This is a genomic window from Parabacteroides sp. PF5-9, assembly GCF_029893105.1.
GTDB lineage: Bacteria > Bacteroidota > Bacteroidia > Bacteroidales > Tannerellaceae > JARXWG01.
Window position 1 is genome coordinate 25267 of sequence record NZ_JARXWG010000009.1, and the last position, 14130, is coordinate 39396.

At 39.8% G+C, this 14130-nt stretch carries 14 protein-coding genes and 1 tRNA gene; 7 read left to right on the forward strand and 8 right to left on the reverse strand.

Annotated elements, in window-relative coordinates:
- Positions 1 to 31 precede the first annotated feature (31 nt).
- Positions 32 to 1108, reverse strand: coding sequence for an aldose epimerase family protein (locus M2135_RS06845; RefSeq protein ID WP_280747786.1), 1077 nt, complete (start codon positions 1106 to 1108; stop codon positions 32 to 34).
- A gap of 208 nt (positions 1109 to 1316) precedes the next feature.
- Between M2135_RS06845 and recR the strand changes: the two genes are divergently transcribed.
- Genes recR through M2135_RS06860 form a run of 3 tightly spaced genes read left to right on the forward strand, consistent with a single transcriptional unit; the run spans position 1317 to position 3500 of the window.
- Positions 1317 to 1940, forward strand: a complete 624-nt coding sequence (gene recR, locus M2135_RS06850; RefSeq protein ID WP_280747787.1) for a recombination mediator RecR — start codon at positions 1317 to 1319, stop codon at positions 1938 to 1940.
- A 13-nt stretch (positions 1941 to 1953) separates the two neighbouring features.
- Positions 1954 to 2958, forward strand: a complete 1005-nt coding sequence (locus M2135_RS06855) for a glycosyltransferase (protein ID WP_280747788.1) — start codon at positions 1954 to 1956, stop codon at positions 2956 to 2958.
- 2 nt (positions 2959 to 2960) lie between these two features.
- Entirely contained in the window at positions 2961 to 3500 is a 540-nt protein-coding gene (locus tag M2135_RS06860; protein WP_280747789.1) for a GNAT family protein, read from the forward strand.
- A gap of 7 nt (positions 3501 to 3507) precedes the next feature.
- On the opposite strand, the gene M2135_RS06865 is transcribed toward M2135_RS06860, so the two are convergent.
- Positions 3508 to 4101, reverse strand: coding sequence for a YqgE/AlgH family protein (locus M2135_RS06865; RefSeq protein ID WP_280747790.1), 594 nt, complete (start codon positions 4099 to 4101; stop codon positions 3508 to 3510).
- 118 nt (positions 4102 to 4219) lie between these two features.
- Positions 4220 to 5533, reverse strand: coding sequence for a pyridoxal phosphate-dependent aminotransferase (locus M2135_RS06870; RefSeq protein WP_280747791.1), 1314 nt, complete (start codon positions 5531 to 5533; stop codon positions 4220 to 4222).
- A gap of 422 nt (positions 5534 to 5955) precedes the next feature.
- Here M2135_RS06870 and M2135_RS06875 point away from each other — a divergent pair.
- Positions 5956 to 6029 (forward strand) — tRNA-Arg (locus tag M2135_RS06875).
- A gap of 221 nt (positions 6030 to 6250) precedes the next feature.
- Here the strand turns inward: M2135_RS06875 and M2135_RS06880 are convergent.
- The 3 genes from M2135_RS06880 to M2135_RS06890 form a co-directional block, all read right to left on the reverse strand.
- Positions 6251 to 6934: a hypothetical protein gene (locus tag M2135_RS06880; RefSeq protein ID WP_280747792.1), complete on the reverse strand. Its 684-nt coding sequence runs from the start codon at positions 6932 to 6934 to the stop codon at positions 6251 to 6253.
- A gap of 52 nt (positions 6935 to 6986) precedes the next feature.
- Positions 6987 to 7559: an ORF6N domain-containing protein gene (locus M2135_RS06885; protein ID WP_280747793.1), complete on the reverse strand. Its 573-nt coding sequence runs from the start codon at positions 7557 to 7559 to the stop codon at positions 6987 to 6989.
- Between the two features lie 304 nt (positions 7560 to 7863).
- Entirely contained in the window at positions 7864 to 10689 is a 2826-nt protein-coding gene (locus tag M2135_RS06890; protein WP_280747794.1) for a glycoside hydrolase, read from the reverse strand.
- A gap of 167 nt (positions 10690 to 10856) precedes the next feature.
- On the opposite strand from M2135_RS06890, the gene M2135_RS06895 reads away from it, so the two are divergent.
- Genes M2135_RS06895 through M2135_RS06905 form a run of 3 tightly spaced genes read left to right on the forward strand, consistent with a single transcriptional unit; the run spans position 10857 to position 12990 of the window.
- On the forward strand, positions 10857 to 11351 hold the full coding sequence (locus M2135_RS06895) for a GNAT family N-acetyltransferase (RefSeq protein WP_280747852.1): 495 nt from the start codon (positions 10857 to 10859) through the stop codon (positions 11349 to 11351).
- 58 nt (positions 11352 to 11409) lie between these two features.
- Complete coding sequence (locus M2135_RS06900; protein WP_280747795.1) at positions 11410 to 12030, forward strand: flavodoxin family protein; 621 nt, start codon at positions 11410 to 11412, stop codon at positions 12028 to 12030.
- Between the two features lie 60 nt (positions 12031 to 12090).
- Positions 12091 to 12990, forward strand: coding sequence for an SMP-30/gluconolactonase/LRE family protein (locus M2135_RS06905; protein ID WP_280747796.1), 900 nt, complete (start codon positions 12091 to 12093; stop codon positions 12988 to 12990).
- A 4-nt stretch (positions 12991 to 12994) separates the two neighbouring features.
- On the opposite strand, the gene M2135_RS06910 is transcribed toward M2135_RS06905, so the two are convergent.
- Positions 12995 to 13288: a transcriptional regulator gene (locus M2135_RS06910; protein WP_280747797.1), complete on the reverse strand. Its 294-nt coding sequence runs from the start codon at positions 13286 to 13288 to the stop codon at positions 12995 to 12997.
- The gene (locus tag M2135_RS06915; protein WP_280747798.1) at positions 13281 to 13904 is read right to left on the reverse strand and encodes a hypothetical protein; all 624 of its coding nucleotides are present in this window, start codon (positions 13902 to 13904) and stop codon (positions 13281 to 13283) included. The genes M2135_RS06910 and M2135_RS06915 overlap by 8 nt, the downstream gene beginning before the upstream one ends.
- Between the last annotated feature and the right edge of the window lie 226 nt (positions 13905 to 14130).

The following is a 14130-nucleotide window of genomic DNA, read 5'->3' on the forward strand; positions in this document are numbered from 1 at the left end:
AAATATTAAAATATTAGTTAATAAGATTATGTTATTCTATTGAAAATTTATAACTCGTTTGACTACGAAAAACCTCACCCGGACGCAACACGGTAGAGGGATATTCCGGTTTATTCGGACTGTCCGGGAAATGATGGGTTTCCAAGCAAAGGGCGGAACGGGCGGGATAACGCTGTCCATGCTTGCCTTCAAAATTACCGGTCATCCAGTTTCCGGTATATAATTGTACACCTGGTTCCGTAGTATATGTATCCATAACAATCCCCGTTTTGGGAGATGAACAACGGGCACAGAATGACAACTCTTTCCCTTCCTTATTTAAGACATAAGTATGGTCATATCCTTTTCCAAAGATCAGTTGTTCAAAATCTTCATGGATACGATCCCCTACTCTATAAGGTGAACGGAAATCCATAGGAGTTCCTTCCACCTGCTCTTTCGGACCATAAGGAATAGCTGTGTCATCTGTCGGCAGATAATAATCAGCGTTGATCGTCAACAGATGATCACCAATCGAAGGATCTCCTGCCCCGGAAAGATTAAAGTAAGAATGATTAGTCAGATTGACAACAGTAGGTTTATCTGTTATAGCCTCATAAGTCATAACGACTTCGTTCTCATCCGTCAGATGATATATCAATATTGTCTGTAAATTTCCGGGAAAGCCCTCCTCGCCGTCTTCAGATGTATATTTCAACACGACAGTCTGTGGGTCTTTTTGCTCGATATCCCACACAACAGCATTGAACCCTTTAACTCCTCCATGCAGGTTATTCGATCCGTTATTAATCGCTAATTGATCATAAACAATACCGTCTATAACAAACCGTCCGTTGGCAATACGATTTCCATATCGCCCACACACAGCGCCAAAATAAGGTTCTTCGGAAGAAAGATATTCATCTATCGAATGATGACCGGTCACTACATCGATTAATTTCCCGTTGCGATCCGGCACCATTAAGGATACAATTTTAGCCCCATAATTGGTAACTGTCAATTCGGAGCCTGTTTGATTGGTCAGTACACAAAGTTGCGTATCTTTTCCGTCAATCTGTTTATTAAAGTTTTCTTTAGCTAAACCAGACAGGGTATTTTCGTTCTTCATGTATTACTTTGAGTTACTAAATTGCGTGTAAAAGTAACTTTCTTCTTTGTATTACGATCCCCTAAAAAACATGTTTTAAAGCATGGTTTACTGTTTCGTTCTCACTTATAAGAAGTTTCATTCAAACCAATGAAATCGGATTAGATATTCAGACAAGTTTGCTTCTGCGCGCGGCTTTTCATATCTTTGTGAACACAAGCAAAAAAGCATGATTCAAAAATACCCCTCTGTTCTTCTCGAAAATGCAGTCAGAGAATTGGCCTCATTACCCGGAATAGGCAGAAAAACAGCTCTACGACTCGCCTTACATATTTTGCGTCGCGACGAAACATATGCCGAAAATTTTGCTGCCGCCATTACTGCTTTACGAAAAGAGGTGAAATACTGTAAATGTTGTCATAACATCTGTGATGAAGAGATTTGTGAGATCTGCGGAAATTCAAATCGCGATCACTCTATCATCTGTGTTGTTGAGAACATCAAAGAAGTGATGGCCATCGAAAACACCGGACAATTCCGGGGTATTTATCACGTCTTAGGAGGTATTATCTCACCGATGGATGGGATTGGCCCTGGTGATTTAGAAATTGATAGCTTGATACAACGGGTTGCCAATGATGATATTACCGAAATAATTTTGGCTTTAAGCACGACCATGGAGGGAGACACGACCAATTTTTTCATCTATCGCAAACTTTCAGCATATGATGTCAAAGTATCTGTCATTGCCCGTGGTATTTCTATCGGAGATGAGATCGAATATGCCGATGAGATCACCTTGGGACGTTCCATCTTAAACCGGACAAATTTTAGTGACTCGATGAAAATTTAATTGAATACTTAATATGTACGAAACAAAATTATCTATTCTTATTTTCAACTATACGTCCAAACCTTTACTTGAACAATGCCTTTATGCCGTTCAAGCTGCTACAACCGGTATGGATCTCGAACTATTTATCATCGACGATCATTCGTCCGACGAGATCAAACCATTTGTAACAGAACATTTCCCGCACATAACACCGGATGATAACCAGATAAATTTCACAACAACAAAAGAAGATGCGATCCGGCAATCTCAGGGAGAGTATATCTTGTTACTAAACAGTAATACAATTATAGGAGAAGAGAGTTTACGTACACTCTGCTTTTTTATGGACGAACACCCTAAAATCGGCCTGTTAGGCTCCAAACTAATTGATATACACGGGGTATTTCGCCCGGAAAGCAAACAACGATTCCCTTCATGGCTGACCGCTTTTTGTAAAAAAACAGGTCTGGTACATCTTTTTCCCCAATCACGAAGCGAATTGTCTCATTTAAATGAAAACAAACAACACAAAGTTGATGTATTGCCTGATACTTTTTTGTTGATTCGCCATGAAGCTTTTGATCAAACAAGACGGCCTGAGGGAGAGCTAAACTATCAGGAAGCACATATTGAACACTGTTATCGGATCATGCAAGCGGGCTACAAAAACTATTATTATCCGGAACGGATACTCTATTTCGACCCGCTTTCTCCTCCTGCTAAAAAGAAAAAAAAGATCAAACATCGTCGTTTATTGATCTTATGTGAAGAAGATCATTTTGAAACGATAAAAGCAATCGCAGTCAAACAGATGCCCGAGCTGGAGTATGTCAATCTGTGGGATCTGGATGTTGAACGCGTAACAGATGCCATCTGCAGAAGAAATCAAATGAAAGGATTCACCGATTACGTATTCTGTTATCCGGATGCCCGTTTCGAACAGATGTTGCTGTTTATGGACAAAATGGTCAACAAAAATTCAAATTATCATTTCTATAATCTAAAAAACAAGCGATTCTTTTCGCCGGAAAAATAAGTATGTCTTTACTTGAAAACAATCGTATACGTTTACGAGCACTTGAGCCGGAAGATCTGGCGTTGCTCTACCAATGGGAGAATGATTCGGATCTATGGAGTTGGGGTAATTCGCTTATTCCTTATTCGCATTACACGCTTAAAGAATATATTTTGCAGGCACACCGGGATATTTACGACTTAAAACAACTCCGGTTAGTGGTCGAACAAAAATCCAACAATAAAGCGATCGGACTGATCGATTTGTTTGACTTCGACCCGCATCACCGACGAGCCGGTATGGGGATATTGATCGATAAAACGAGCCAGAAAAACGGATTTGCTTCCGAGGCTGTTGATATACTGTGCAACTATGCCTTTGTTTTCCTGAAACTGCATCAGATATATGTGCATATACCTGTCTGCAACGAAGTCAGTACAAGATTATTTAGTCGTTGTGGGTTTACACAAACCGGCCTGTTAAGCGACTGGATAATTGCAGAGAATGACTACATGGACGTTCTGGTCATGCAAAAAATCAATCACTCTACCACAGATCAATAAGATCGTATTAATTTAATTGAGGATCTTTGGGATAGTTGATCCACGATTTGTAGTCACTACCCAATAATTTCAGTGAATTTTTCCAGTATAATTCGCCTTCAGCCTGAATGATACTGTCATTGACTGCCTGACTGACTACCCATGAATGGCCTTCGATCTCTTTTCCTAATTGTCCCTTTGTCCACCCACTATAACCCAGGAAAAATTTTACTTTATCTTCGACAGCAAGTCCGTTTCTTATATATCCTTTAAGGATATCAAAATCACCATCAAAATAGAGATGATCATTTATTTTTTTTGAATCAGGAATAAGATCTCCTAAGGAATGAATAAAAAACAAGCGATTCGCACAGACCGGTCCTCCTAGAAAAATAGGCATTTCAGCTAAATCTTCCAGTTCTGTAAAAAATGAATTGACTAATAAATCGGTTTTTTTATTTAATACAAACCCCATCGAGCCATCCTGGTCATGATTTACTAACAGCACTACCGAACGTTGAAAATACATATCCTGCAGGCCAGGTTCCGAGATTAGGATATTTCCTTGGGTAGGTAATAGATTGTTATCCGTGACTCTGAATATGTTATTGAAATACGCCATAGTTATGGATGTAAACAATTAGTTAGCACCCACAATATATGGTTTTCTATCAGAATATACAAATACTGACTCCGATAATTGTGTTAAGAAAAGTAAATAAACAGAGCGGCGATGTGAATTAAAGCGGGTGATTTTGACTGAATAACTTCAACCGTTCTTCAAGCAACGCATACTGATGATCTTTAATAAAAGAGGTACACGCACGAAGCCCTTGTTGATTACTTCCGGTGGTACTCAACGAAATCGCACTAACCCCATAATAGATCAACTCCTCCATCAGTTCACCGCCAGTCATTCCTGGGTAAGCAATGGTAAAATAAAAGCCATCTGCTATCGGTTCGTCCAGATCATGATCGTACACGATCCGAAAACCATAATCTGTAAAAATCTTTTTCAATCGCTCCGCCCGTCGTCCATACGCTTTGACCTCCGATATAAAATCAAATGTTCCGTCAGAAGCAGCTTTAAACATAGCAGCCAAGGCATACTGAGCCGAATGGCTCGTCCCCGATGAAAGCGCATATAACACACGATGAATATAAACCGTTCCGAATGTGCCTCCGCCATAACGTTTGGTCAGCCCCGGATAAATACGTTGATAGAGTTTGTCAGAGATAGCAGTCACTCCGATGCGTTGTCCGGCATAACTGAATGCCTTTGAACCCGAAATCTGCAAGACATAATTCTCCGTATAATTGGCCACCGAAGGCTGATAAGGAGGTTCAAAAGGAGTACCCAGTTCTTTACGGAAATCCATCGCAAAATAGGCCAGATCTTCTATCACCACCACATCATATTTATCGGCCATCTCGCCAATGATCTTCAACTCATCCTCCGTCAGACAAAACCAGGCCGGATTATTCGGATTGGAGTAAATCATTGCTGCAATATTTCCCTTTGAGAGGAACGATTCAAGCTTTTCCCTCAACTTCTCCCCCCTGTATTCATACACATCAAACGATTCGTATCGACTGCCCATAACCGTGATTTGCTGTTTCTGTACAGGGAATCCCGGATCAATAAAAAGAATCGTATCCCTTTCCGGCCAACACTGGCTGCAGACCATAAACGAAGCATACGTACCCTGCATCGAACCTGTTACCGGAACACACGATTCGGGCGAAACAGTGATATTCATAAAGGCCTTAATAAAACGAGAAGCCTCGTTTTTCAACTCGGGAATACCATTAATATTCGGATATATAGAGGCTATACCTTTCTGCAATGCTTCTATTTCCGCATCTACACCCACCTGAGCCGGTTTCAAACCAGGAACACCCATTTCCATATGGATAAACTCTGTTTGCGTTTGCTGTTCCAACTCGGTTGAAATAGCAACCACTTCACGGATGGTCGCTTTTCCAAAATCGGGAAGCCCGTAAGCTTGAATAACCTTTTGCACTGCTTGATAATCTACAGGTGTATTTTTCATATCCGAAATTATTTATTGGGATACAAAAGTAGAAAAATTATTGATGCCGTAAAGGTTGTTCCTCTTTTCATGAAATAAAATGCCCAATACCTTATCCTTTTCTTCACTTTATGTTCCATAATTGATCTGCATACGTTGACATTTTTATAAAAATGGATTAATCGTCCAACAGCCGTGTCACTTCCGTCTACCAGTTGGTGCACTTTCGTCTACCAACTGTGTCACTATCGTCTACCAATTGGTAGACGATTAATTCTTCCGGCAAAAAAGTGAGAGAGATACGATAAAACCAATAGTGCATCGGGATAAATTTATTAAGGCTACAAAGAGTCTTTTTTCTACCCCTCCTTCGAAAATATTTTACAATCTGTTCATTTGCATATCCAAATAAAAACATTACCTTTGCGCCCGAATAAATGGCCGGTCGGGTAGCTCAGCTGGATAGAGCAACAGCCTTCTAAGCTGTGGGTCATGGGTTCGAATCCCATCCTGATCACAACGCATTAAATCACTGGATTACAAAGGCTTTGTATTGATTTACAAGGCCTTTTTTCTTTTCAAATCTGAAAACTAAAACAACTAAAACAAACAAAAAATTTGATATATTTGTTGGCAATCTTACAAATACCTTACAAGAATATCATGGCAAAATTCACTCCATGCATTAGGAAAAAGAGAAGTGATGGACTGTACCCTGTATATATTGCTACTAACCAATCAAAAGTTGTTGGATTCTACAATTAATCCATTTGATTTGCCAATATTATGCAAAAGATCATTCATTAGCAATTTTTCTAATTCTTCCCGGTTTAGAGACCTCATGTATTCGTCTATAGTGACAAACAGCTTCTTCATTTTTTCTCTTATAGCTATTTGAATATGGCTTAAAACCTCCTCTATATCGAAATAAACTTGTGTTGAAAAAGAGGTTTTCTTGTTAGAAACGCACTTTAAGTAATACTTAAATTCAGTGTTTGGTTTAATATTCTTAGGGAAAAGATAAAAAGTATTTCCCCATTCAAAGCTATGCTCATAACGATGCGCAACATGCTTATGTCTAAGATCCATCAATATCTCATGCGTTTGAATAAGATTTTCAGAATTTTTAAAGATATTTTTTGCGTTTAATATAGGAATGCCTACTCCTGCATTAGTGAAGCATTTACCATATAATGTAGCAATTGAGTTGACCAACGATGTTCTAATGGATGCACTTTCTGTTATCTCTAATAAATGCAAGTATTCTTGGCATAGTTTCAAATCTTGTTCAATAAAGAAGTAGCCTAAAAAGATCTTTGATTGCTTATGAGAAGAAGCATCAAAGACTTCATACTCGTTAATCCATCCTAGATTACCAGCTTCGATAATAAGTCTTGCTTTCTTTTCTTTTTCATTTGTCATAAAAACTGTCACTAATGAGTCAAGTTACTAAAACGAGAATGAGACAATATGATTATTCCTCTGGTTTTCTGTATCCTATCGGATTGCGGGGCTTGTTCACTTGTTTATGTTTTGCAGCCAATTCTGCCAATGCGATATAAATATCATCAAACTCTTTTTGAGTATCTTCGGACAAGTCGTTTATTGCAGCTAAAGTTTCCTCGCTGACTTCCTCTAAAGTCTTTATACGATCCATCAGAGCCGGCAACAGATCGTTATCTTTCGCAGCGGTCAAAACGTTACGTAGGGCTACAAAAGCGCGCATGATACCAATATTAACCTCTATGGCTATATCACTATTAAGCAATCCGGATAACATCCCAACACCTTGTTCCGTAAATGCGTATGGTGTAGCTGATTTAGGACGCTTTGTCGGGTATGTCATCACAAATTGTGATAACATATTCTTCCATTCTTCAGGTGATAACCGGAACATAAAGTCAGGAGGAAAACGCTTTATATTACGTTTGACAGCTTGATTTAAGGTTCTTGTTTCTACCCGGTACATCTCGGCTAAATCATAGTCCAGCATTACCCGGACACCTCGAATCTCGTATATCTTACTTTGTATCAGTGATAATTCCATAATGTCAATAACTGATCTTTTATTCCTTTCCTACGCTTTATCCTTCTGCCACAATGCGGACAGTTTACTGTATTTTTAGAAGGCTGGTCGAAAAGGTTCGTAAAGGGTACATTTAAAGTGTCTGCAATTTTTTGCAATATTACTCTGACTTTTAGAAAACAGAACTCTTTGGTTTTGTTTTGCGTGTTAAAAAAATCTAAAAGTTTTGTTTATTGCTCTTTTTACGTCTTTAATTCTTCGTCAGTAAAGGTGGGTATTATCCCATTTACTTTTCCATATACACCTTTTAATGAATAGTTTCTACTTACTCATAAGTCGTTATATTCTTTACCCCGATGATATCGCGTTCGGCTACTGTTGAATTAAACAAATATTGTAATTCATCGGTAGAGATAGACGATTGCGGATTAAACTTCTCCGAAGCCATATATTCATAAATAGCTTGTCGGAACTGTCTGCCCTCTGGTTTGTCCATAATCTCATCCAGACGACACATACTAACCAGTAAACTCCCCTCTCCTACTTTAAATTCAAACAATAATCCGAGTTTATGATTTCGTTCGATATTATCAATCACCTGAATCAATGGTTTATACCCAGCAGGAGCTTTATCCAAAATAAAAGGCCGTGAGTGCTTAGAGATCATCCACCATTGCCAATTACTGTGTAAATCGGTTGGAAAATGATCAAATAACGGATGTGCAGGATCAGTCAGAATCGATAGTGTCCCAGGAGAGACTTCACGCCCAAGGCCTTCCGATATATTCTTAAACATTGCATAATTCCAATAATCAGGAGTAAACAAACCACCTACCGAGAGCGATTGCATCGCTTTATGATCGGGGGTATAAAGTACTTTTTCTCCACGTTTCAGTGTCTCTATTACTACCGGCATAGCGGATGTTTCAATAATCGCATAATTATTTATTTTTTCTATTTCCGGATAAACCCATAAATCATAGGCATTTACTTGTGAGCCGATCGTTAATACCAGACGTAATTGTGTCGGTACATCTACTGTCTGAAGTGGCAATTCAATCTGTCCGACATCACTTAGTTCACCTTGGCTGATATTGAGATAAAATTTTCCTTCACCCAATATCTCCAGACTCTTTTCATTCAAAATAGTCCATTCCAGTTCGGCATCACGAATCGCTGCTGCTGAATAATTACTGACTTTTATCTCAGAATGAAAAATTTCATGAGTACTCCAACAATATTTAGGCATGACGGCAAGCGGTACAATTTCATTACAAAACCCTTTGAATTCTTCCGGTGTCATACCCTCTTTACTATCCATAAACGCATCCAAAAGGCCGACATAAGCACTCCCCTGCCCCGGGTAATCCTGAAGATCCAATACTTGAAAACCTCCAAAACCAGGGGTACGGAAACACATTTCAAAATCAGCTTTGTAACACAATGCCGCAAAACGGGCAGTCGCCTGATGAAACAGTTCTGCCTGATCGTCAAGTCCGTTTTCCTCCAGTCTTTTACGGAATATTTCCAGATTATACGGATACAGTACACCGGTATATTTTGCGATCTCATCGTAATTCGGATACACTTGAAACTGTCCGTTCTCATGACTGATCACAGGAACCGTACAATCGTCAATTGCCGTTTCAAAGGTCAGATCTGTAGAAGGATAACAACCATTCATATATCCGCCATCTTTAGCATCGGCAAAAGAAAAAGTGGCACGCGTATGCTGAGAATAATCGTCCGAACCAACTTGTCCTCCAACCCTACAAGTCACGAAAAAGTCTTCTCCTTCCTGTTGACCAGCTGTTCCCAACGCATTATTCGCACCAAAGGCATAAAATGGGCGATCATCCAGATTCCGGAAATGATCCACGATTTCATGCATCAGACTAAAGTCGCCTCCCAACTCATTGCCTAAAGCCATCATCACAAAAGAGGGATTATTGGCATAAGAGGACAAAATATGCTCCCCTTCACGTATCAGGAAAGTGTTTAATTCTTCATTATCCCGCTTCATTGTCCCCCAATAAGGTAATTCGGCCTGCATATAGATACCCTCTTCATTCGCGGCATCAAAAGCGGCCTGTGGAGGAGTCCACGAATGAAACCGGTAATGATTAATCCCATATTGCTTGGAAATCCGGAACTGTCGCACCCACTCCTCTTTCTCCATCGGCGGATAACCTGTCAGTGGAAATACACACGCATCATGCTTACCACGCAGAAATGTCTTCAGAGAATTAATTGTAAACTGAGTTCCGTTGGTAGAAAAATCCCGCATACCAACATCCAATGTGCGATAATCGCAGTATTCCCCGCTGGAAAGTTCAAAATTCAGTTTGTATAATGCCGGATCAAATTCACTCCAAAGAAACAGATTGTCTCCCATTTGAACCTCAAATGCATATTCACTCAATCCTTCCGGCAAGTCTAAGTCTATTTTCTGATCCGGAATTTGAATCTTTTCCGTGGTATTCCAGGAATGACCTCTCACATCTATCGACGCTTTCATCGGTGAAACCGACCGGATTTGCATGGCTACACGAACAGATTTTGAACTTATCTGTGGTGATACCGTCACTGATTCTATTAGAATCTGTTCAAATGCCTCAAGGCCAAATCGGCCGATAATCCCATTCCAATTCGTCTGTGTCGCATCCGTCCAGGCATGAGACCCTTTGATTCCCTGAGGTACTGCATTTTCTCCGTTATCCACCTCTATACACAATTGATGCTTTCCTTCAGAAAGTTTACCGATCAAATAAACCTGAGGAGATAATATCAACGCATTTGTACCTATACGATTACCGTCTATCCAAAGAGTTGTCGGCTTGGTACGTTCCATAATCAAGCGCCACTCTTTATGTGCCAAAGATGCCGGAATATCGATCTCTTTCGAATACTTCATTTTTCCTGTAAAAGGATATAAACGCGTCAATTGCCCTGTTTGCAACGTATCGCTGTTCAAAGAGACCAACCGACTTTCGTCGACAGTTCCCGGCAGCCGTATTTCGCCCGAATCACAAAGCCAGACACCCGATAAATCCAGAAACATTCGCTCTTTAAAACCGTTTTCTGCAGGTTTGTTACACGCAAACAAGACAAGTAAAAGAGTATGAAGTAATAAATATTTGTACAATTGCATTGGAATACGATTTGCTGTTATTTTACCGACAAATATAATCCAACTTGAATAACCAACCAAACTCTGATTTTCAACATATCAAAGAACAGAATCTCACAATCTCCCTTCAACTCAAAGACAAATGATCAGAAGAAAAATTATCTTTGTCACTTAAAGAATCCATGAAAATGAAAATACGGCAAACAACTCCAAAAGAGATTGACAGACTATTAAGCATATACGACTATGCACGGTCATTTATGCAAAAAACAGGGAATGCCAATCAATGGATCAACGGCTATCCCTCCAAAGAACAAGTAATGGCTGATTTAGCCGAAAAGAACAGTTATGTCTGTGTAAATGAACACAATGAGGTCATTGCTACTTTTTATTTCAAAACAGGAGATGATCCCACCTATAGTAAAATCTATCAGGGAGAATGGCTGAACAGTAAACCCTACGGGGTGGTACATCGTCTGGCTTCCGATGGGAGTCAAAAAGGAATAGCAGCCTTCTGTCTGCAATGGTGTTTCGAACAGTGTAAAAACATACGGGTAGATACACACCATGACAATCTTGTGATGCAAAACATTCTGCGAAAACTGGGTTATATCGAATGTGGCATTATCTATGTGGCCAACGGTACAGAACGAATTGCTTTTCAGAAAACAGAAAAGCCCTAAAAAACATCTTTTATTTTCATACATTTGTTTCGTCATAATTCTTAAAAGAACATCTTATATGAAAGTTATACTTATCAATGGAAGTCCACACCCTAAAGGGTGTACCTATACTGCATTAAATGAAGTGGCATCAACATTAGAAAAAAACAACATTGAAACCGAGCTGTTCCAATTAGGTCGAAAACCGATCTCCGGCTGTTTGGGATGCAATAGCTGTACGCAAACCGGCAAATGCATTGTAGATGATTTAGTCAATGTATTCATCGACAAAGCCAAAGAGGCCGACGGTTTTATCTTCGGATCTCCGGTGCATTACGCCTCCGCCTCCGGTGCTATGACTTCCTTTATGGACAGAGTTTTTTATGCCGGAGCAAAAAATATGCGATTCAAACCTGCTGCTGCTGTTGTCAGTTGTCGAAGAGCCGGCTCTACAGCGGCTTTGGATCAGCTAAACAAATATTTCATGCTCAGCCAAATGCCTGTTGTTTCGTCACAATACTGGAATATGGTGCATGGTTTCACGCCGGACGATGTCCGTCAGGATAAAGAAGGGATGCAAACGATGCGGGTATTGGGCAACAATATGGCTTGGTTCCTTTACAGCTTTGAAGCAGCTCAAAAGGCCGGAATAAATCGACCCGAACAGGAAGAGAGAATCTGGACACCTTTTATTCGATAAGTATCATGTTTTTCAACTGTCAAACAGTACTTTTAGCAACAATCACTTCATTTTTTTATCATGAAAACAACCTTTATAATTTCCCTCTTCACGTTGTTGATCCCCTCGATGATTCATGGTCAACAAAGAAACAGTGGACTAATCGCACCCGGTGCCGAACTGGAAGTTTTAGCCAAAGCGTTTGCATTTACCGAAGGGCCAGCTGTCGACAAAAACGGAAATGTCTATTTTACCGATCAGCCGAATGACCGCATCTATGTGTGGTCGGTCGACGGAAAACTGACCTTGTTTCAGGAAGGACAAGGACGTGCCAATGGCCTCTATTTTGATAAAAACGGCAATCTGCTTTCCTGTTCGGATATGGAAAATGAAATCCGCAGTATTGATATGCATGGTAACTATACGGCCTTCGTCACAGCATTTGACGGTAAAAAACTGAATGGGCCGAACGACTTATGGCCAGACCCCAACGGAGGTATTTACTTTACCGACCCATTGTACAAGCGGGATTATTGGAACAGAGATCCTGAAATGCAACAGGATGGCGAATATGTCTATTACCTCTCTCCCGACCATCAATCATTAGTACGAGTTGCCACCGACTTGAAAAAACCCAATGGAATCATAGGTACTCCTGATGGGAAAAAGCTGTATATCGCTGATATCGGCGACCGCAAGACATACGTATACGATATTCAACCGGACGGTTCCCTCATAAATAAGAAATTATTTACCGAGATGGGTTCCGACGGTATCACCATGGATGAAAAAGGGAATATTTACCTGACCGGAAGAGGTGTTACCGTTTTTAATCCTCAGGGAGAACAAATCGAACATATCCCCATAGAAACCGGATGGACAGCCAATGTTTGTTTCGGAGGAAAAGATATGCAAACGCTTTTTATTACAGCGACCGAATATCTGTATGCACTTAAAATGAATGTAAAAGGAATAAGGTAAAACCTTATTCCCTTTTTACGTTTATATAATCCTGTAACGCATTCACATAATTCTCAAAAGCATCTACTCCGGTTTTTGTAATTTTCAACACCGTTCGCGGACGTTTACCATCGATAAATTTACGCATTTCAATATATCCGGCTTCACTCAGCTTTTCAATATGCGTACTCAGATTGCCAGCTGTTGCTCCCGTCTTTTCTTTCAGATAAACAAAATCGGCCTCTTCCACAGCGATTAGGATAGACACAATAGCCAGCCGTTGCTGGGAATGCAACAATGGATCTAAGTCCTTATACATTTTTCTCTGTTTTGCGATTCAACATATGCCCCGGAACGATATAACCAACGGCGATACACAAGGCAAAGATAACATATTGCCCGGCTGGTTCATGCGCCACTACATAATAAATAAAACAGGCAATTGCACCCAACCAGAACCCCCATGCTCCCCAGTAAAACGGTTTGTACTTGCAGGTTGCAGCAGTGACATACTGGCCTAAACCAGTCAAAATCAATACTGATGGAGTTATCATCCACATAAACACATCGTTTCTTGTAGCATAAGCAAATCCGAATAATATCCCAAACAAAAGAATTAATGCAATCATAAAACCCACCCAAATTGCTGTTGTTATCGTATCCATATGCGTTCGTACAATCGCTTTTTTCCCATCCTTCCCATTTTTATAAAAAGAGATAAACAAAACCGGCCCCAACAGCGCCCAGATCCAATGAGCCATATAAGAGGGTGTCAATACATACATGAGTATAGCATCTAATAAAGAGGCTACGACCAATGCATAGCCGATCACAAGATAACTGAATGCATCTCCTTTTCCGATATTACTCCTTGTTTGTGCAATCATCTCACTGATCAATTGCAAACTGTCCTGTTCATTGAATTTTTGTTCCATGTTTCTGTGTTTTATTCATTTATATTGACTGATTCCGGAAATCCGTTTTTACAACTCACCTTTTCAAGTTTGTGTTGCAAATATAAATTAGTTTGCAATACAAACCAAATTATTTTACAAACTTTTGTAAAAAATCAACACAATTCCTCATGAGCATGCAAAAAAAAGACGGGCTTTCTTCTGTTGTTACAATAATCATTTCCATATTCAATAAATATAATTGGAT